We start from the raw sequence: 20,312 nt of genomic DNA, 5'->3' as shown, positions 1-20,312 counted from the left end.
CAGCCCGTACCTTCAATTGTCACCCGGATCCGGGGCAGACTGGTCGACCTGATCTCCACGCAGGTCCGAGGGGCGATTTCCAGCCCTTTTGGCTGTGGGACAGCTCACCGCCGGGTAACGATTAGCTAATGGGATGATGTCAACCATGAAGGGACGCGTCCTCGTCGTCGACGACGACACCGCGCTGGCCGAGATGCTCGGCATTGTGCTGCGTGGAGAAGGTTTTGAGCCGTCGTTCGTAGCGGACGGTGACAAGGCACTCGCTGCCTTCCGGGAGGCGAAGCCGGACCTGGTGCTGCTCGACCTGATGCTTCCGGGTCGGGACGGCATAGAGGTCTGCCGCCTGATCCGGGCGGAGTCCGGCGTGCCGATCGTCATGCTCACCGCCAAGAGCGACACGGTGGACGTGGTCGTGGGCCTGGAGTCCGGGGCCGACGACTACATCGTCAAGCCGTTCAAGCCGAAGGAGCTGGTGGCCCGCATCCGGGCCCGCCTGCGCCGGTCGGAGGAGCCCGCGCCCGAGCAGCTGGCCATCGGTGACCTGGTCATCGACGTGGCCGGGCACTCGGTCAAGCGGGAGGGTGCCTCCATCGCCCTGACCCCCCTCGAGTTCGACCTGCTGGTCGCGCTCGCCCGCAAGCCCTGGCAGGTCTTCACCCGTGAGGTGCTGCTGGAGCAGGTCTGGGGCTACCGGCACGCGGCGGACACCCGGCTGGTCAACGTGCACGTGCAGCGACTGCGCTCCAAGGTCGAGAAGGACCCCGAGCGCCCCGAGATCGTCGTGACGGTGCGCGGTGTCGGCTACAAGGCCGGACCGAGCTGACGTGCAGTCCGGCAAGGCCCGGAGCGGTTCCCGGTGGGGAGCGCTGCGGGGCGGCAGGCTGCTCCAGGACGGGGCGCCCGGCGGTCCGCTGCTGCGGCTGTGCGTACGTCTCGTACGCCGGCCGCTGCTTCCGGCTGTCCGGCTGTGGCGGCGCAACATCCAGCTGCGGGTGGTCGCCGCCACCCTGCTGATTTCGCTCTCCGTGGTCCTCGCGCTCGGCTTCGTCGTCATCGCCCAGGTGAACAAGGGCCTCCTCGACGCGAAGGAGGAGGCGGCGCAGAGCCAGGCCGCCGGAGGGTTCGCGGTCGCACAGGAGAAGGCCAACGCCCCCGCGACCGTGGACGGGCCCGACGCCGTCGACAACAAGGTCGGGCGGGACGCCAGCACCTGGATGAACTCGCTCGTCAAGCAGCTCGCCAGTGGCGGCCAGACCGCCTTCGAGGTCGTCGCGCTCGGCGCGGGGACCGGTGAGCAGGCCCTGCCCAACGCGCAGGGCGTCAAGGGTGCCCGGGCCTCCGGCAACGTGGACCCGACCGCGAGCGTCCCGCTGTCGCTGCGGCGGGCCGTCAACCGCGGCACCGGCACCTTCAAGACCTTCTCGGAGATCCGCTACACCAGCGGGACCGGGCAGAAGGCCCCGGAGCCCGCGCTGGTCGTCGGCAAGCGGCTCACGGACATCAACGGGGACCCGTACGACCTGTACTACCTCTTCCCGCTGACGCAGGAGGAGGAGTCCCTCACCCTGGTCAAGAGCACGATCGCCACCGCGGGCCTGTTCGTCGTCGTCCTGCTCAGCGGTATCGCGTGGCTCGTCGTACGGCAGGTCGTGACGCCGGTGCGGATGGCCGCCGGGATCGCCGAACGGCTCTCGGCCGGGCAGCTCCAGGAGCGGATGAAGGTCACCGGCGAGGACGACATCGCGCGCCTGGGCGAGGCCTTCAACAAGATGGCCCAGAACCTCCAGCTCAAGATCCAGCAGCTGGAGGAGCTCTCCCGGATGCAGCGCCGCTTCGTCTCGGACGTCTCGCACGAGCTGCGCACCCCGCTGACGACCGTGCGGATGGCCGCCGACGTCATCCACGACGCCCGCGTCGACTTCGACCCCGTGACCGCGCGCTCGGCGGAGCTGCTCGCCGGGCAGCTGGACCGCTTCGAGTCGCTGCTCGCGGACCTGCTGGAGATCAGCCGCTTCGACGCCGGCGCCGCCGACCTCCAGGCCGAGCCCATCGACCTGCGGGACGTCGTACGCCGCGTCATCGACGGCGCCGAACCGCTGGCCGAGCACAAGGGGACCCGGATCCGGGTCCTCGGCGACACCCAGCCCGTCATCGCCGAGGCCGACGCCCGGCGCGTGGAGCGGGTGCTGCGCAACCTCGTCGTCAACGCCGTGGAGCACGGCGAGGGCCGGGACGTGGTGGTACGGCTCGCGTCCGCGGGCGGGGCCGTCGCCGTGGCCGTACGGGACTACGGCGTCGGGCTCAAGCCCGGCGAGGCCACCCGCGTCTTCAACCGCTTCTGGCGGGCCGACCCGGCGCGGGCCCGCACGACCGGCGGTACCGGCCTCGGCCTGTCCATCGCCGTCGAGGACGCCCGGCTGCACGGCGGCTGGCTCCAGGCGTGGGGCGAGCCGGGCGGCGGGTCGCAGTTCCGCCTGACCCTGCCGCGCACGGCGGACGAGCCGCTGCGCGGGTCGCCGATCCCGCTGGAGCCCGAGGACTCCCGGGCCAACCGGGCCAGGGCCGCCGCCGAGGCGGCCGGCAGCGCGGCGCCCGCCCGGCCCGCGGAGGGCGGCGACCGGTCGGGCATACCGCCCAGGTCGCCGATGGCCGGGGCGATGCCCGTACCGGCCGATCCGACCGCCCTGCCGGGGAACGGAGCCCGCGTCGTGGCCCGGCCCGCCGAAGACGCGCCCGCCGTGCAGGCGGAGATGGAGGACGGACCCGATGGACGCTGAGCCCACGAGCGCGCGCATCGCACGGGCGCTCGCCCTCGGCGGGGTCGCCCTGCTGCTGGCCGGCTGCGCCACGATGCCCACCCACGGCGAGATCCGTTCCGTGCAGGGCTCGCAGGGGGTCGACTCGCAGGTGCGGGTGTTCGGCGTGCCGCCCGCCGACAAGGCCATGCCGGACGAGATCGTCAAGGGCTTCCTGGAGGCCATGACCAGCGACGACCCTCAGCTGGAGACGGCTCGCAAGTACCTCACCGAAAGTGCCGCGAAGGGCTGGAAGCCCGGCTCCACGGTCACCGTGCTCAAGTCGGGCCTCGGCCGCTCGCAGGTCACCAGCGAGAAGGACCCCGACGGGCCCCGCTCGAAGGTGACCGGCGAGAAGCTCGCCACCGTCGACGAACGCAGCGCGTACCAGCCGGAGATCGGCGGCGCGAAGTACGAGTGGGTGCTCCAGCTCGTCCAGGAGAACAAGCAGTGGCGGATCGCGAACCCGCCCCAGAGCCTCGTGCTCAGCGAGTCCGACTTCCAACGCATCTACATGCCCGTCAACAAGTACTACTTCGCGGGCGGCGCGCTCGTCGCCGACCCCGTCTACGTGCGCCAGCGCGCCGACCCGGACTCGCGCATGGACCCGACCACGCAGACCGTGCAGTCGCTGCTCTCCGGGCCCTCCAACTGGCTCGGCCCGGTCGTCGAGTCCAGCTTCCCGACGGGCACGGAACTGCGCGAGGGCACCAAGTCCCTTTCGTACGACGGCCAGAACACGCTGCGCGTGCCGCTCAACGAGAAGGCGGAGCACGTCACGCAGCCGCAGTGCAAGAAGATGGCCACCCAACTCCTGTACTCCGTCAAGGACCTGACAGGCTCCCGGCTCGACCAGGTCGAACTGCTGCACTCCGACGGCAAGTCCTCGCTGTGCTCGGTGAACGACTCGACGGCGGCCACGATCGCCGGGCGGCCCAGGGCCCCCGAGTACCAGTACTTCGTCGACAACGAGAAGCGACTGGTCCGCATGAAGATCGAGAACGCGAGCGAGGACCAGCAGCCGAAGGCCGAGCCGGTGCCGGGGCCGCTGAGCACCCCCGCCCCGTTCTCGATCAGCTCGGCCGCCGTGACGTACGACGAGAGGCGCGCGGCCGTGGTGTCGGAGGACGGGCACGGCCTGTACGTGGTGCCGATGTCCGGGGTCGGACCCATGCCGCAGGTGCCGGTCGTCACGAGCAAGGGGGCCAAGGCAACGGACACCCTGACCGCGCCCAGCTGGGACGCGGCGGGCGATCTGTGGGTCGCGGACCGGGATCCGCAGCACCCCGGGCTGTGGCGGGTGCCGGGCGGGGTCGGGACCCCGGAGAAGGTGCAGGTGGCGGGGCTCAACGAGCGGAGGATCACCGCGCTGAAGGCTTCCGCCGACGGGGTGCGGATCGCGCTCCTGCTGGAGGAGAACGGTCGCCACACCCTGTGGGTGGGGCGGATCGAGCGGCCCGACGCCAAGACGAACGCGGAGTCGGTGTCGGTGCGCGAGCTGCGCCCGGCGGCCCCGCAGATGGCGGACGTGACGGCGATGAGCTGGGCACCGCGCGGCCGGCTGCTGGTGGTGGGCCGGGAGAGCCGCGGGGTCGTGCAGGCGCGTTACATGCTGGCCGACGGTTCGATGGTCGCGGCGACTCTGCCCGGGGCCGCGGGGCTGGCGGCGGTCGCGGCTGCCGTCTCCGAGGAGGAGTCGAAGCCCAAGCCGGTGGTGGGCTACTCCAGCGACGGCATCGTGTGGCTGCCGCCGGGGGCGCAGTGGCGCACGGTGGCGGCCGGCGGCCAGGCTCCGGTGTACCCGGGCTGATCGACCGCCGGACCTCGTACGACCCGCCTTTTCGTGGTCGTCCACAGGGGTGGCGGGGGTGGGTGGGGTCGGGCAGGGTGGAGCCATGCGGGGGTGGTGGCAGGAGCTGGCCGGGCTGGTCCTGCCGGACGACTGCGCGGGCTGTGGCGCCGCCCGGGTGCTGCTGTGCGAGCGCTGCCGGGAGGCGCTGAGCGGGGCCGGGGCGGGGCTTGTACGGCCCTCGCCGGCGCCCGAGGGTCTGCCGGTGGTGCACGCGGCCGCCGTCTACGAGGGTCCCGTACGGGCGGTGCTCCTGGCCCACAAGGAGCGCGGGGCGCTGCCGCTGGCCGGGGCGCTGGGCCGCGCCCTGGCGGCGGCGGTCCTCGCGGGCGCGGAAGGGCCCGGGGAGGGGTTAGGCGGGAGGCCTGGCGAGGGGGAGCTGGTCCTGGTGCCCGTTCCCTCGGCGCGGCGGCGGGTCCGGGCGCGCGGGCACGACCCGGCGCGCAGGATCGCGCTGGCCGCGGCGGGGCGGCTGCGGCGGGCCGGTGTGCCCGCGCACGTGGCGCCCGTACTGCGGCTGCGGCGGGCGGTGGCGGACCAGGCGGGGCTGGGGGCCCGGCAGCGCCGGGAGAACCTCGCGGGGGCGCTGGAGGTGCGCCGGGACGGGGTGCGCGCGGTGGCGGGCGCGGCCGTCGTACTGGTCGACGACCTGGTCACCACCGGGGCCACCCTGGCGGAGGCGGCCAGGGCCCTGCGCGCGGCGGATCGGGGGGCGACCGGAGGCGCCCCGAGGGCCGCCGTGGTCGCCGCGACCTCCGGCTACTCGAAGAGAGCAAAAGTCTCGTGAATACATTTGGAACTGCTGGGGAAGGCCCATCGTTGCAGGTAGTAAGAGAGATCAGTGACGGGATCGGAAGAACGTCCCGGTAGCGGGTGCCGACAACCGCCATAGAGGGATATGTTCGGTTGTAAGGACTGGCGAGCCTAGGGCCCACGCATCGCGGTCTCTCGACTCCGAAGTCGGTGGGGTGTAGATCTTGCCGATGGGGGAGGAGGAGGTGGAAGTCGCCAAGTCCGTGGCTCCGGCCTTCACCGGAGCCTGGTGCGAAAGGGAGACGCTTCGCCCCATGAGGCGGAGCTATCCGGGAACGGAGTTCTGCGTGGACATCGTCGTCAAGGGCCGTAAGACCGAAGTGCCCGAGCGGTTCCGCAAGCACGTGGCCGAGAAGCTGAATCCTGAGCGGATCACCAAGTACGACGGCAAGGTGATCAGCGTGGACGTCGAGGTGTCCAAGGAGCACAACCCGCGTCAGGCCGACCGTTCCGACCGCGTGGAGATCACCCTCCGCACGCGGGGCCCGGTGATCCGTGCCGAGGCTGCGGCCACCGACCCGTACGCGGCGCTGGACCTGGCTCAGGACAAGCTGGAGGCCCGGCTGCGCAAGCAGCACGACAAGCGCTACACGCGCCGCGGCAGCGGACGTCTCTCGGCGGCGGAGGTCGCCGACGTCGTACCGGGTGCCGCAACACTCAACGGCAGTGGCCAGCCGGTCGGCGAGGAGAAGACGAACGGGGTACCGATCACCCGGATCGGATCCATCGAGGTGCAGGGCGAAGGCCCCCTCATCGTCCGCGAGAAGACCCACTCGGCCGCACCCATGTCGCTCGACCAGGCCCTTTACGAGATGGAACTGGTCGGCCACGACTTTTATCTGTTCGTCGACGCCGAGACCAAGCTGCCCAGCGTCGTCTACCGCCGTCATGCATACGACTACGGCGTCATCCACGTGAACCCCGACGGAGCCTCCAGCTCGGAGGAACCGCGAGGCGGCGCCGGCGGCGCGCTCGGCGGCTGACACCGACCATTCGTTGCCCCTGCGGTTCGCTCATGCGTCCGCAGGGGCACCTGTGCGACGGGTATGCGCCATGCCTGGCCGTCGGACGCCCCCGTGTCGTGGTGCGGGCATGGAATCATGGCGGTCAGTCAACCGATGGCGGTGTTCGTCCGGTTGGTCCGGCGGTTGGGCACATGCAGGGGGAGGAACGATGGCGGACAGCTTCGGGCCGGTACGCGGTGACGGCGGCGCGGACTGTCGTGACGCGGACGGGGCGGCTTCGGGGGAAGCGGCCGGTTCGCGGGGCGGGGAACCCATCCGGGTGCTCGTGGTCGACGACCACGCGCTGTTCCGGCGCGGGCTGGAGATCGTCCTCGCGCAGGAGGAGGACATCCAGGTCGTCGGCGAGGCCGGGGACGGGGCGGAGGCCGTGGACAAGGCGGCCGATCTGCTCCCGGACATCGTGCTGATGGACGTGCGGATGCCCAGGCGCGGCGGGATCGAAGCGTGCACCTCGATCAAGGAGGTGGCACCCTCCGCGAAGATCATCATGCTGACGATCAGCGACGAGGAGGCCGACCTCTACGACGCGATCAAGGCGGGCGCGACCGGGTACCTCCTGAAGGAGATCTCGACCGACGAGGTGGCGACGGCGATCCGCGCGGTCGCGGACGGGCAGTCGCAGATCAGCCCGTCGATGGCGTCGAAGCTGCTCACCGAGTTCAAGTCGATGATCCAGCGGACCGACGAGCGCCGGCTGGTGCCGGCGCCGAGGCTGACGGACCGGGAGCTGGAGGTCCTGAAGCTGGTCGCCACCGGCATGAACAACCGGGACATCGCCAAGGAGTTGTTCATCTCCGAGAACACCGTGAAGAACCACGTCCGCAACATCCTGGAGAAGCTGCAGCTGCACTCCAGGATGGAGGCCGTGGTCTACGCGATGCGGGAGAAGATCCTCGAGATCCGTTGACCTACCGGAGCGCGGCCAGTTCCGCCGTGACGGCCGCCGCCTCCGCGGGGGTGCCGGCCCGCTCCACGCGGACCGCCTCGCAACCCACCCACTCCGCGGCCTCCCGCAGGGCCTGCGCCATGGCGGGGGCCGCCTTGGGCGTGGTCAGGGAGAGCTGCCGGGCGACCAGGGTGCGGCCCTCGCGGGCCGGGTCGACGCGGCCCTGGAGCAGGCCGCCGGCCAGCAGCGGCATCGCGAAGTACCCGTGTATCCGCTTCGGCTTGGGGACGTACGCCTCCAGGCGGTGGGTGAAGCCGAAGATCCTCTCCGTGCGCGGCCGGTCCCACACCAGGGAGTCGAACGGCGAGAGCAGCGTGGTGCGGTGGCGGCCCCGGGGGACGGTGGCCAGCGCCGCCGGGTCGGCCCAGGCCGGCTTCCCCCAGCCCTCCACCTCGACGGGGACCAGCCCGGAATCCGCGACCACCGCGTCGAACTCCTCGCCCTTCAGGCGGTGGTAGTCGGCGATGTCGGCGCGGGTGCCGACGCCGAGGGACCGCCCGGCCAGCGCGACGAGGCGGCGCAGGCACTCGCGGTCGTCGAGGTCGTCGTGGAGCAGGGCGTCGGGGACGGCGCGCTCGGGCAGGTCGTACACCCGCTTCCAACCACGGCGCTCACTGCACACCACCTCGCCGGTGTCGAGCAGCCACTCCACCGCGATCTTGGTCTCGGACCATTCGAACCACTCGCCGCCGTTCTTGGCGCCGCCGAGTTCCGTGGAGGTCAGCGGGCCGTCGACCTTCAGGCGGTCCAGGACCGCCTTCGTCGAGCGTTCCTTGTCCTGGAGGACGTGCCAGCGGTGACCGCGGGCCCGGCGGGCGCGGCGCCGGAAGGCGAAATGCGGCCATTCCTCGATGGGCAGGATGCAGGCGGCGTGCGACCAGTACTCGAAGGCGTGGCGGTCCGACCAGTACGCCTTCTCGACCGTGTCCCGGCCGACCGCGCCCAGGCGCGCGTACGGGATCAGCTCGTGCGAGCGGGCCAGGACGGAGATGGTGTCGAGCTGTACGGCGCCCAGGTGGCGCAGGACGCCGCGGACCCCGCCGCGGCGGTCGGGCGCCCCGAGGAAGCCCTGCGCGCGCAGCGCGATCCGGCGGGCCTCGTCGGCGGAGAGGGACAGGGTCGGCGGCGGCAGGCTGGTCATGCGCCGAAGCCTAGGGCCCGGCACTGACAGCGGGCCCGTACGGCAGCCGGGAGGGCAGGCCGAGGTCGGACGGGAGCAGCGCGCCGGCCCAGCAGTCCATCAGCGCGCCGTCGTGTTCCATTCCGGCGCGCTGGACGCCCTCGATCACGAATCCCGCACGCTCGGCGACGGCGCGGGAGCCGTCGTTGCCGACCCCGGCGCGCCAGACCAGTCGTACGACGCCCGCCTCGGTGAAGGCCCAGCGGGCGACGGCCCTCAGGGCCTCGGTCATGTAGCCGCGGCCCCGGTGACCGGCGACGGTCCAGTACCCGACCTCGTGGGTGTACGTACCCGTCTTGTGCACGGCGACCGTGGCGACGAGCGGGCCGTCGGCCCCGAGCCGGACGGCGAAGTCGTAGGCGTTGTCCTCGCGCCACCCGGCCGGGACGCGCTGCGTCACGTACGTCTCCGCGTGTGCGGGCTCGTAGGGGACGGGCACCGAGATCCAGCGCTGGATCTCGGGGTCCTGGCAGGCTGCGTGCACCTCGGCGGCGTCCCCGGGCACGTGGGGGCGCAGCACGAGGCGGTCGGTGCACAGGGTGATCGGTTCCATGACCTGCGATCCGTGGAGGGCTAGCGGGCGGAGGACGGCAGGTAGGGCAGCGCCGGGGTCAGGCCGAGGTCCGACGGCAGCAGGGCGCCCACCCAGGAGTCGCGCACGGTGCCGGAGCGGTGCAGGGAGGCCCGCAGGAGCCCCTCGATGCGGAAACCCGCCTTCTCGGCGACGGCCCGCGAGCCGGCGTTGCCGACCTCGGCGCGCCACTCCAGGCGTACGGCGCCCAGCTCGGTGAAGGCCCAGCGGGCGACGGCGGTGACGGCCTCGGTCATGTAGCCGTGGCCGCGGTGCTCCTTGGTCGCCCAGTAGCCGATCTCGTACGACTTCTCCCCGAAGGTCTCGTGGACGTGGACGCCGACGGCGGCGACCAGCGGGCCGCCCTCGCCGAGGCGGACGGCGAAGGAATAGCCCGTGTCGGCGCGCCAGCCGTTCGGCACCAGCTCGCCGACGAAGGCGCGGGCGTGCTCGCGCGCGTAGGGGGAGGGCACCATCGTCCAGCGCTGGATGTCCGGGTCCTGGACGGCCGCGAACACCTCGTCCTCGTCGGCGGGGGTGAACGGCCGCAGGTCGAGCCGGTCCGTGGTCAGTGTCGTGGGCTCCATGAGCGGATTCTGCTGCCATGGCGTGTCGCCGGGCGAACACTTTTCGGGAATCTCGCGGAGGAAGCGGCACCTTCCGTGTCACCCGTACGTTCTCAATACGGGCACCCGCGCCCTCGCGGCTACGGCGGACCTCCCGGCGCGACCACGTCCTCGCTTACGATGGCCGTTACGGTGGGGCCCACCTGCCGTGCCCGTGTACGTAAAGTGCCCAGGCCCGACCGGCAAGGAGACAAACCTCGGTGTCCGTCTTCAACAAGCTCATGCGTGCAGGCGAAGGCAAGATCCTGCGCAAACTGCACCGCATCGCGGACCAGGTCAACTCCATCGAAGAGGACTTCGTCAACCTCTCCGACGCCGAGTTGCGGGCGCTCACTGACGAGTACAAGCAGCGCTACCAGGACGGCGAGAGCCTGGACGACCTGCTGCCCGAGGCCTTCGCCACGGTGCGCGAGGCCGCGAAGCGCGTGCTCGGCCAGCGTCACTACGACGTACAGATCATGGGTGGCGCGGCGCTGCACCTCGGCTACGTGGCCGAGATGAAGACCGGTGAGGGCAAGACCCTCGTCGGCACGCTGCCCGCCTACCTGAACGCGCTGTCCGGCGAGGGCGTCCACCTGATCACGGTGAACGACTACCTGGCCGAGCGCGACTCCGAGATGATGGGCCGCGTCCACAAGTTCCTGGGCCTGTCCATCGGCTGCATCCTGGCGAACATGTCGCCGGCGCAGCGCCGCGAGCAGTACGCCTGCGACATCACCTACGGCACGAACAACGAGTTCGGCTTCGACTACCTGCGCGACAACATGGCCTGGTCGCAGGACGAGCTCGTCCAGCGCGGCCACAACTTCGCCGTGGTCGACGAGGTCGACTCGATCCTCGTCGACGAGGCCCGCACCCCGCTGATCATCTCCGGTCCGGCGGACCAGGCCACGAAGTGGTACGCGGACTTCGCCAAGCTCGTGACCCGCCTGACCAAGGGCGAGGCCGGTCAGCCGCTCAAGGGCATCGAGGAGACCGGCGACTACGAGGTCGACGAGAAGAAGCGCACGGTCGGCATCCACGAGGCCGGTGTCGCCAAGGTCGAGGACTGGCTCGGCATCGAGAACCTCTACGAGTCGGTGAACACCCCGCTCGTCGGCTACCTGAACAACGCCATCAAGGCGAAGGAACTGTTCAAGAAGGACAAGGACTACGTCGTCATCGACGGCGAAGTCATGATCGTCGACGAGCACACCGGCCGTATCCTCGCCGGCCGCCGCTACAACGAGGGCATGCACCAGGCGATCGAGGCGAAGGAAGGGGTGGACATCAAGGACGAGAACCAGACCCTCGCCACGATCACCCTGCAGAACTTCTTCCGCCTGTACTCGAAGCTGTCGGGCATGACCGGTACGGCCATGACCGAGGCCGCCGAGTTCCACCAGATCTACAAGCTCGGCGTCGTCCCGATCCCGACGAACCGGCCGATGCAGCGCGTGGACCAGGCCGACCTGATCTACCGCACCGAGGTCGCCAAGTTCGCCGCCGTCGTCGACGACATCGCGGAGAAGCACGAGAAGGGCCAGCCGATCCTCGTCGGCACGACGTCGGTCGAGAAGTCCGAGTACCTCTCCCAGCAGCTGTCCAAGCGCGGCATCCCGCACGAGGTCCTCAACGCCAAGCAGCACGAGCGCGAGGCCGTGATCGTGGCCCAGGCCGGTCGCCGCGGCGCCGTCACCGTCGCCACGAACATGGCCGGCCGCGGTACCGACATCAAGCTCGGCGGCAACCCGGACGACCTCGCCGAGGCCGAGCTGCGCCAGCAGGGCCTGGACCCGGAGGAGCACATCGAGGAGTGGGCGCACGCCCTCCCCGCGGCGCTCACCCGGGCCGAGGCCGCCGTGAAGGCCGAGTTCGAGGACGTCAAGGCCCTCGGCGGGCTGTACGTGCTGGGCACCGAGCGTCACGAGTCGCGCCGTATCGACAACCAGCTGCGCGGCCGCTCCGGCCGACAGGGCGACCCGGGCGAGTCCCGCTTCTACCTGTCGCTGGGCGACGACCTGATGCGCCTGTTCAAGGCCCAGATGGTCGAGCGCGTCATGGCCATGGCGAACGTGCCGGACGACGTGCCGATCGAGAACAAGATGGTGACGCGCGCGATCGCGTCGGCCCAGTCGCAGGTCGAGACCCAGAACTTCGAGACGCGCAAGAACGTCCTGAAGTACGACGAGGTCCTCAACAGCCAGCGTGAGGTTATCTACCGCGAGCGCCGCCGCGTCCTGGAGGGCGAGGACCTCCAGGACCAGGTCCGCTTCATGATGGACGACACGATCGACGCGTACATCGCGGCCGAGACGGTCGAGGGCTTCGCCGAGGAGTGGGACCTGGAGCGCCTGTGGGGCGCCTTCAAGCAGCTCTACCCGGTGAAGGTCACCATCGACGAGCTGGAGGACGCGGCGGGCGACCGCGCGGGCATCACCGCCGAGTTCATCGCGGAGTCCGTCAAGGACGACATCCACGAGCAGTACGCGGCGCGCGAGAAGGCGCTCGGCTCCGACATCATGCGCGAGCTGGAGCGGCGCGTGGTGCTGTCGGTGCTGGACCGCAAGTGGCGCGAGCACCTGTACGAGATGGACTACCTGCAGGAGGGCATCGGCCTGCGGGCGATGGCCCAGAAGGACCCGCTGGTCGAGTACCAGCGCGAGGGCTTCGACATGTTCAACGCCATGCAGGAGGGCATCAAGGAGGAGTCCGTCGGCTACCTGTTCAACCTGGAGGTCCAGGTCGAGCAGCAGGTCGAGGAGGTTCCGGTGCAGGACGCGGCGCCGTCGCTGACGAAGGAGCCGGTGCCGGCGGCGCGTCCGGAGATCCGGGCGAAGGGGCTGGACGCTCCGCAGCGGCCGGACCGGCTGCACTTCTCCGCGCCGACCGTCGACGGGGAGGGCGGGGTCGTCGAGGGCGACTTCGACGATGCCGATTCCGACGGCTCGGGTGACGGGCTGACGCGGGCGGAGCGGCGGAAGGCGGCCAAGGCCTCTGGTGGGCGCCGCCGCAAGAAGTGACCCCTGCGGGGTCGTCGAGTTCGTCGGCCGGGGCCGGACACCATCGATGGTGTCCGGCCCCGGCCGCGTTGCGGTCGCCTCAAACGCCGGCGGGGCTGGGTTTGTCCCCGGCGGGGCTGGAGTTGCCCGGGCCGTGGAGTTCCACCGCTGCGCAGCGCCAGCGGAGGTCCGGGCCCTGTTCGAGGCGGAAGGCCATCGCCGTGATGCGGTCGCCCGTCGCGATGCGGGCGAAGGCCTCGATGACGCCCGGGCCCGGGGTGAAGCGGCCGCACTGGCGGATGACCGGGCTGTGGCGGGCGCGGAGGTGGTCCGCCGGGGCCAGGGTGATCAGCTGCTCGTACGCGGGGCCGACGGTGTGGCCGAGGAGCGAGTGGACCGGGCGGCGGCCGCTGACCACCGCGAGCAGCCGGTCGGCGAACCAGTGGTGCGGGCCGAGCCGTACGGTGCGCGGAGGGCGGCGCTGGTCGTTGCGGCCCGCCGGGCGGGTGCGGCTCCGGGCCCCGGGGCGGCGGCGGGCGGCTTCCCCGCCGATCGTCGTGCGCAGCGTCGTGTCCATGGCGGTCTGCCCCCGTCAGGCCGGGCCCGGTTCGGTACCGGGCGGTAACTTGATGGGGATCTTCTACGGCCGTCGATCACGTTCCGCAATCGCCCGGACCGTTCGGGTGGCCTTCGGGGGCGGTTCACCTATCCGAGTGCGCGGCGGTGCCGCCCGAGGCTGCCGCCCGACTCCGGCCGGTACGGGGGTGGACGGGGGCGAAGGGAGGTCGGACGCCCCGAAGGGGGACGGCGGCGGTCCCCCACTCGGACGCAGGGTGACAGTCGTATCCTGGGGGCGTTTCCGACTACCGAAAGCAGCCGGCCATGCGCGTGTACGTCCCCCTGACCCTCCCCGGGCTCGCCGAGGCGCACAAGGCGGGTGAGCTGGGGCCCGCCCCGCTGCGTGCGTACGCCGTCACGCCCGGGCTTCGCGAGTGGTACGTGTCCGACGACATCGAGGAGCTGGAGTACGCCGCCCTCAGCCGGGCCGCCGCCGCCTCCCTGCGGATGCTGGCGGGGGAGGAGTCCGCTCCGCGCAAGCGGGTCGTCGTCGCGCTCGACGTGGACGACAAGGCCGTCACCTCCACCCCCGGGGTCGACGAGGCCACTCTCGGGCAGGTCGGCCTGGCCGCCGCCGTGCGGCTGACCGTGGCCGCCGCCGTGCACGTGGACGCCGATGACGCCCGGGAGGACGTGGCCGCCGCGGCGGCCGCGCTGGAGGCCGCCGACGGCGGGGACGACGACGCGCAGTTCACCGTGGACGGGGCCGAGGACCACGAGCTGCTGTGGTTCGGGGTGCAGGAGATTCCGGGGCTGCTGCGATGACGAGCCAAAATGCCCACATTGTGTGGGATTGGAACGGAACGCTGCTGCACGACATCGACGCCGTCATCACCGCGACCAACGCCTCCTTCGCCGAGCTCGGCTTCGCGCCGATCACCCTGGAGACGTACCGCGACCTGTACGTCGTGCCGGTGCCCAAGTTCTACGAGCGGCTCATGGGGCGGCTGCCCACCGATGAGGAATGGGTCGTCATGGACGACACCTTCCACCGGCACTACTGGGCCGCCGCCGCGGACTCCGGGCTCGCCGACGGCGCCCGAGAGCTGCTCCGGGACTGGCAGCGGGCCGGGCTCACCCAGTCCCTGCTGTCCCTCGCGCCCCACGAGAAGCTCGTCCCGCTCGTCAAGGCGCACGGCATCGACGGGCACTTCCTGCGCGTTGACGGCCGGACGGGGCCCTCGCACACCTCCAAGGCGGGGCACCTCGTACGCCACATGGCCGCACTGGACGGGACGGGTGTGACCGCCGGCCGTACGGTCCTCATCGGAGACGCCGTCGACGACGCGCTCGCGGCCGCCCACGTCGGCGCCAGGGCCGTGCTGTACACGGGCGGGTCCCACAGTCGCGCCAGTCTGGAATCGGCCGGTGTACCCGTCGTGGACAGCCTGGCAGAGGCTGTTCGGACAGCTCGGGAACTGGCCGAATAGCGTCTTGACGGGCCGGCTGCGAGCCGCCTGCACGGACTCACGGCACAGTCGCTGGCCAGAGTGTCAAAGTTCCACCCCGAGATTTGTACAGATGCAGTGAATGACGACCTGGGGGTGGGGCGAGATAGCCTAGTACCCGTGATCAGCGCGATAGTCATCGGCGGCACTGGAGCCTCCGGCATGCGCCCGGCGTACGACCGTACCCGGGCCTTCGCTGATTCCCGCTGCCGGGACTCCCTGCCGAACGTGGCTGATTCCCTCCCGGCGGCCTCCCCCGACGACCTAGCGTCGATATCGATCACTGACGGACGTCCCGCCCCCGGGCGGCACTCCGTCATTCCTTCCTTCACCTACGTCACGCAATGGCGCGCGACAGGAGCCAGAGGACATGCAGACCAAGCTGGACGAAGCAAAGGCCGAGCTGCTCGCACGGGCGGCCCGGGTAGCTGAGAACAGCCCGGCCGGGGGGCTACTTCCGACTGGGTCCGAGCAGGGAGAGCGTCCAGACAAGGACACGGTGCTCTCCTACCTCCAGCGCTACTACCTGCACACGGCCCCCGAGGACCTCTCGGACCGCGACCCGGTCGACGTGTTCGGGGCGGCGCTCTCGCACTACCGCCTCGCCGAGAACCGTCCGCAGGGCACCGCGAACGTGCGCGTGCAGACGCCCACGGTGGAGGAGAACGGCTGGACCTCCAGCCACTCGGTCGTCGAGGTCGTCACCGACGACATGCCCTTCCTCGTGGACTCCGTCACCAACGAGCTGTCCCGCCAGGGCCGCGGCATCCACGTCGTGATCCACCCGCAGGTCGTGGTCCGCCGTGACGTCACCGGCAAGCTCATCGAGATCCTCGGCCCCGACTGCGACGCGCACGGCCCCCGTACCGCGCGCCCCCACGACTCCCTCGTCGAGTCCTGGATCCACGTCGAGATCGACCGCGAGACCGACCGCGCCGACCTCAAGCAGATCACCGTCGACCTGCTGCGCGTCCTGTCCGACGTCCGCGAGTCCGTCGAGGACTGGGAGAAGATGCGCGACGCCGCGCTGCGCATCGCCGACGGCCTGCCCGACGAGCCCACCGCCCCGGACCTGCGCGAGTACGAGCTCGAAGAGGCCCGCGAGCTGCTGCGCTGGCTCGCCGACGACCACTTCACCTTCCTCGGCTACCGCGAGTACAACCTCGTCGACGGGGACGCCCTGTCCGCCGTGCCCGGCACCGGCCTCGGCATCCTGCGCTCCGACCCGCACCACAGCGGCAAGGAGGACGGCCACCCCGTCTCGCCGTCCTTCAACCGGCTGCCGGCCGACGCCCGGGCCAAGGCCCGCGAGCACCGCCTGCTGGTGCTCACCAAGGCCAACAGCCGCTCCACCGTGCACCGCCCCTCGTACCTCGACTACGTGGGTGTCAAGAAGTTCGACGCCGACGGCAACGTCGTCGGCGAGCGCCGCTTCCTCGGCCTGTTCTCCTCCGCCGCGTACACCGAGTCCGTGCGCCGCGTGCCGGTCATCCGCCGCAAGGTCGCCGAGGTCCTGGAGCGGGCCGGCTTCTCGCCGTCCAGCCACGACGGCCGCGACCTGACGCAGATCCTGGAGACCTACCCGCGCGACGAGCTGTTCCAGACCCCGGTCGACCAGCTCCAGTCCATCGTCACCTCCGTCCTCTACCTCCAGGAACGCCGCCGGCTGCGGCTGTACCTGCGCCAGGACGAGTACGGGCGCTACTACTCGGCGCTCGTCTACCTGCCGCGCGACCGCTTCACCACCGGTGTGCGGCTGCGCCTGATGGACATCCTGCGCGAGGAACTCGGCGGCATCAGCGTCGACTTCACCGCCTGGAACACCGAGTCGATCCTCTCCCGCATCCACTTCGTCATCCGCGTCCCGCAGGGCAAGGAACTCCCGGTCCTGACCGAGGCCGACGTCGAGCGCATCGAGGCCCGCCTCGTCGACGCCGCCCGCTCCTGGGCCGACGGCTTCTCCGAGGCCCTGGTCGCCGAGCTCGGCGAGGAGCGCGCCGCCGAACTGCTGCGCCGCTACGGCACCTCCTTCCCCGAGGGCTACAAGGCCGACCACTCGCCGCGCGCGGCCGTGGCCGACCTGTGCCACCTGGAGAAGCTCTCCGCCAGCGACCGCCCGTTCGCGCTCTCCCTGTACGAGCCGGTCGGCGCGGGCCCCGGCGAGCGCCGCTTCAAGATCTACCGGACCGGTGAGCAGGTCTCGCTGTCCGCGGTCCTGCCGGTGCTCCAGCGCCTGGGCGTCGAGGTCACCGACGAGCGCCCGTACGAGCTGCGCCGCTCCGACCGGGTCAGCGCCTGGATCTACGACTTCGGTCTGCGGATGCCGCTGTCCACCGGCAACGGGGACAACTACCTCGGCGACGACGCCCGCGAGCGGTTCCAGGAGGCCTTCGCGGCCGTGTGGATCGGCGACGCGGAGAACGACAACTTCAACAGCCTCGTGCTGGGCGCCGGGCTCACCTGGCGGCAGGCCGTCGTCCTGCGCGCGTACGCCAAGTACATGCGCCAGGCCGGCTCCACCTTCAGCCAGGACTACATGGAGGACACCCTCCGCAACAACGTCCACACCACCCGGCTGCTGGTCTCCCTCTTCGAGGCGCGGATGTCGCCCGGCCGCCAGGCCGCCGGCAGCGAGCTCGTCGACGCCATGTTGGAGGAACTGGACGGGGCCCTGGACCAGGTCGCCTCGCTCGACGAGGACCGCATCCTGCGCTCCTTCCTGACGCTGATCAAGGCGACCCTGCGGACCAACTTCTTCCAGATGAACGAGGCGGGCGAGCCCCACTCGTACGTGTCGATGAAGTTCGACCCGCAGGCCATCCCGGACCTGCCGGCGCCGCGCCCGGCCTTCGAGATCTGGGTGTACTCCCCGCGCGTCGAGGGCGTCCACCTGCGCTTCGGCAAGGTCGCCCGAGGCGGCCTGCGCTGGTCCGACCGCCGCGAGGACTTCCGTACGGAGATCCTCGGCCTGGTCAAGGCGCAGATGGTGAAGAACACCGTCATCGTGCCCGTCGGCGCCAAGGGCGGCTTCGTAGCGAAGAACCTCCCGGACCCGTCCGTGGACCGCGACGCGTGGCTCGCCGAGGGCATCGCCTCGTACAAGATCTTCATCTCGGCGCTGCTCGACATCACCGACAACATGGTCGCCGGCGAGGTCGTGCCGCCGAAGGGCGTCGTCCGCCACGACGAGGACGACACCTACCTCGTCGTCGCCGCCGACAAGGGCACCGCCACCTTCTCCGACATCGCCAACGGGGTCGCCGAGTCCTACGGCTTCTGGCTGGGCGACGCCTTCGCGTCGGGCGGCTCGGCCGGCTACGACCACAAGGGCATGGGCATCACGGCCCGCGGCGCGTGGGAGTCCGTCAAGCGGCACTTCCGCGAGCTGGGTCACGACACGCAGGCCCAGGACTTCACGGTCGTCGGCGTCGGCGACATGTCCGGTGACGTGTTCGGCAACGGCATGCTGCTCTCCGAGCACATCCGCCTCGTGGCCGCCTTCGACCACCGGCACATCTTCATCGACCCGAACCCGGACGCGGCCACCTCGTACACCGAGCGCCGCCGCCTGTTCGACCTGCCGCGCTCCTCGTGGGCCGACTACGACACCTCGCTGATCTCGGCGGGCGGCGGCGTCCACCCGCGCAGCGCGAAGGCCGTCCCGATCACCGCGCAGGTCCGCGAGGCCCTGGGCATCGAGGCGGGCGTCACCAAGATGACCCCGGCCGACCTGATGAAGGCGATCCTGCAGTCCCCGGTGGACCTGCTGTGGAACGGCGGCATCGGCACGTACGTCAAGGCCACGGCCGAGACGCACGCGGACGTCGGCGACAAGGCCAACGACGCCATCCGCGTCAACGGCTCCGAGATCCGGGCCAAGGTCATCGGCGAGGGCGGCAACCTCGGTCTGACCCAGCTCGGCCGCATCGAGTTCGCCCACCACGGCGGCAAGGTCAACACCGACGCCATCGACAACAGCGCGGGCGTGGACACCTCCGACCACGAGGTGAACATCAAGATCCTGCTCAACGCGGTCGTCGCCGACGGGGACATGACCGTCAAGCAGCGCAACAAGCTGCTCGCCGAGATGACCGACGAGGTCGGCACGCTGGTCCTGCGCAACAACTACGCGCAGAACACGGCGCTCGCCAACGGGTCCGCCCAGGCCCCGAGCCTGCTCCACGCCCAGCAGCGCTTCATGCGCCGCCTGGAGAGCGAGGGGCTGCTCAACCGCGAGCTGGAGTTCTTGCCCACGGACCGCCAGATCCGCGAGCTGCTCAACACCGGCAAGGGCCTGACCCAGCCGGAACTGGCCGTCCTGTTCGCCTACACCAAGATCACGGTGGCGGACGAGCTCATCCACACCGAGCTCCCGGACGACCCGTACCTGCGCCGCCTGCTCCACGCGTACTTCCCGGGCGCCCTGCTCAGGAAGTTCCCGGAGCAGATCGACGCGCACGCGCTGCGCCGGGAGATCATCACCACGCTCCTGGTCAACGACACCGTCAACACCGGTGGTTCGACCTTCCTGCACCGCCTGCGCGAGGAGACCGGGGCCTCCCTGGAGGAGATCGTCCGGGCGCAGCTCTCCGCGCGTGAGATCTTCGGCCTGGCCGAGGTGTGGGACGCGGTGGAGGCGCTGGACAACAAGGTCGCCGCCGACGTCCAGACCCGGGTGCGGCTGCACTCGCGCCGTCTGGTCGAGCGCGGTACCCGCTGGCTGCTGAACAACCGGCCGCAGCCGCTCCAGATCACCGAGACCGTGGAGCTCTTCCAGGCCCGGGTGGAGCAGGTGTGGGCCGAGCTGCCGAAGCTGGTGCGCGGCGCCGACCTGGAGTGGTACCAGTCGGTGCTGGACGAGCTGACCGGCGAGGGCGTGCCGGAGGAGCTCGCGGCGAAGGTGGCCGGTTTCTCGTCGGCCTTCCCGACGCTGGACATCGTCGCCATCGCGGACCGCACGGGCGTGGACCCGCTGGGCGTCGCCGAGGTCTACTACGACCTCGCCGACCGCCTGGACATCACCCAGCTGATGGACCGGATCATCGAGCTGCCGCGGTCCGACCGCTGGCAGTCCATGGCCCGCGCCTCCATCCGCGAGGACCTCTTCGCGGCGCACGCGGCCCTCACCGCGGACGTGCTGTCGGTGGGCGACGGGGAAGCGACTCCGGAGGAGCGGTTCAAGGCCTGGGAGGAGAAGAACGCGGCGCTGATCGGGCGCGCGCGGACGACCCTGGACGAGATCCGGGGGTCGGACGACTTCGACCTGGCGAACCTGTCGGTGGCGATGCGGACGATGCGGTCGCTGCTGCGCGCGCACAGCTAGTCGCTTCTGCGGAACGGGCCGGGCCCGGGACCTTGGTGGTCCCGGGCCCGGCCCGTTCGTGCAACCGCTCGCGGGCGGGTGCCGCGCCGCTGCGGGGGCTCCGCCCCCGGACCCCCGCGCCTCAAACGCCGGCGGGG

Annotated in this window: 14 protein-coding genes; 10 read left to right on the top strand and 4 right to left on the bottom strand. The window is 71.1% G+C overall.

The window, feature by feature from the left end; genetic code table 11:
* The first annotated feature begins 133 nt into the window (after positions 1 to 133).
* The 6 genes from mtrA (at position 134) to ACFYZL_RS14525 (ending at position 7,389) form a co-directional block, all read left to right on the top strand.
* A complete protein-coding gene (mtrA, locus tag ACFYZL_RS14550) occupies positions 134 to 823 on the top strand; it encodes a two-component system response regulator MtrA (protein WP_189828951.1) in 690 nt (229 codons plus the stop codon).
* A 1-nt stretch (position 824) separates the two neighbouring features.
* Positions 825 to 2,777 (top strand): MtrAB system histidine kinase MtrB, encoded by a 1,953-nt coding sequence (mtrB, locus tag ACFYZL_RS14545; protein ID WP_384753413.1) that lies wholly within the window; start codon positions 825 to 827, stop codon positions 2,775 to 2,777.
* Complete coding sequence (locus ACFYZL_RS14540) at positions 2,767 to 4,605, top strand: LpqB family beta-propeller domain-containing protein (RefSeq protein WP_384753415.1); 1,839 nt, start codon at positions 2,767 to 2,769, stop codon at positions 4,603 to 4,605. The genes mtrB and ACFYZL_RS14540 overlap by 11 nt, the downstream gene beginning before the upstream one ends.
* An 85-nt stretch (positions 4,606 to 4,690) precedes the next feature.
* Positions 4,691 to 5,431, top strand: coding sequence for a ComF family protein (locus tag ACFYZL_RS14535; RefSeq protein WP_384753418.1), 741 nt, complete (start codon positions 4,691 to 4,693; stop codon positions 5,429 to 5,431).
* 313 nt (positions 5,432 to 5,744) lie between these two features.
* Entirely contained in the window at positions 5,745 to 6,440 is a 696-nt protein-coding gene (gene hpf, locus ACFYZL_RS14530; protein ID WP_384753431.1) for a ribosome hibernation-promoting factor, HPF/YfiA family, read from the top strand.
* A gap of 190 nt (positions 6,441 to 6,630) precedes the next feature.
* Complete coding sequence (locus ACFYZL_RS14525) at positions 6,631 to 7,389, top strand: response regulator (protein WP_376660117.1); 759 nt, start codon at positions 6,631 to 6,633, stop codon at positions 7,387 to 7,389.
* Position 7,390: 1 nt separating this feature from the next.
* Here the strand turns inward: ACFYZL_RS14525 and ACFYZL_RS14520 are convergent, their stop codons facing one another.
* From ACFYZL_RS14520 to ACFYZL_RS14510, 3 genes are read right to left on the bottom strand one after another with little or no spacing between them, the layout of a single operon-like run.
* On the bottom strand, positions 7,391 to 8,569 hold the full coding sequence (locus ACFYZL_RS14520; RefSeq protein WP_388679045.1) for a winged helix-turn-helix domain-containing protein: 1,179 nt from the start codon (positions 8,567 to 8,569) through the stop codon (positions 7,391 to 7,393).
* 10 nt (positions 8,570 to 8,579) lie between these two features.
* Positions 8,580 to 9,161 carry a GNAT family N-acetyltransferase gene (locus tag ACFYZL_RS14515; RefSeq protein WP_388679042.1) on the bottom strand — a complete coding sequence of 194 codons (582 nt, stop codon included), beginning with the start codon at positions 9,159 to 9,161 and terminating at the stop codon, positions 8,580 to 8,582.
* Positions 9,162 to 9,181: 20 nt separating this feature from the next.
* Complete coding sequence (locus tag ACFYZL_RS14510; protein ID WP_384753425.1) at positions 9,182 to 9,766, bottom strand: GNAT family N-acetyltransferase; 585 nt, start codon at positions 9,764 to 9,766, stop codon at positions 9,182 to 9,184.
* Positions 9,767 to 10,005: 239 nt separating this feature from the next.
* Here ACFYZL_RS14510 and secA point away from each other — a divergent pair, with 239 nt between their 5' ends.
* Complete coding sequence (gene secA / locus ACFYZL_RS14505; protein ID WP_388679038.1) at positions 10,006 to 12,807, top strand: preprotein translocase subunit SecA; 2,802 nt, start codon at positions 10,006 to 10,008, stop codon at positions 12,805 to 12,807.
* A 79-nt stretch (positions 12,808 to 12,886) separates the two neighbouring features.
* Here the strand turns inward: secA and ACFYZL_RS14500 are convergent, their stop codons facing one another.
* Positions 12,887 to 13,363 (bottom strand): Rv3235 family protein, encoded by a 477-nt coding sequence (locus tag ACFYZL_RS14500; protein WP_384757999.1) that lies wholly within the window; start codon positions 13,361 to 13,363, stop codon positions 12,887 to 12,889.
* 305 nt (positions 13,364 to 13,668) lie between these two features.
* Here ACFYZL_RS14500 and ACFYZL_RS14495 point away from each other — a divergent pair, with 305 nt between their 5' ends.
* The 3 genes from ACFYZL_RS14495 (at position 13,669) to ACFYZL_RS14485 (ending at position 20,175) form a co-directional block, all read left to right on the top strand.
* Positions 13,669 to 14,169 (top strand): DUF6912 family protein, encoded by a 501-nt coding sequence (locus ACFYZL_RS14495; protein WP_384758002.1) that lies wholly within the window; start codon positions 13,669 to 13,671, stop codon positions 14,167 to 14,169.
* The gene (locus tag ACFYZL_RS14490) at positions 14,166 to 14,834 is read left to right on the top strand and encodes an HAD family hydrolase (protein ID WP_384758005.1); all 669 of its coding nucleotides are present in this window, start codon (positions 14,166 to 14,168) and stop codon (positions 14,832 to 14,834) included. Before ACFYZL_RS14495 ends, ACFYZL_RS14490 begins: the two co-directional genes overlap by 4 nt.
* A 388-nt stretch (positions 14,835 to 15,222) precedes the next feature.
* Entirely contained in the window at positions 15,223 to 20,175 is a 4,953-nt protein-coding gene (locus tag ACFYZL_RS14485) for an NAD-glutamate dehydrogenase (RefSeq protein ID WP_384758008.1), read from the top strand.
* Positions 20,176 to 20,312 lie beyond the last annotated feature (137 nt).

This window comes from Streptomyces sp. NPDC001717, from assembly GCF_042892775.1.
GTDB lineage: Bacteria > Actinomycetota > Actinomycetes > Streptomycetales > Streptomycetaceae > Streptomyces.
Note: the sequence above shows the minus strand (reverse complement) of the source record. Positions and strands in the feature narration are given on the sequence as shown.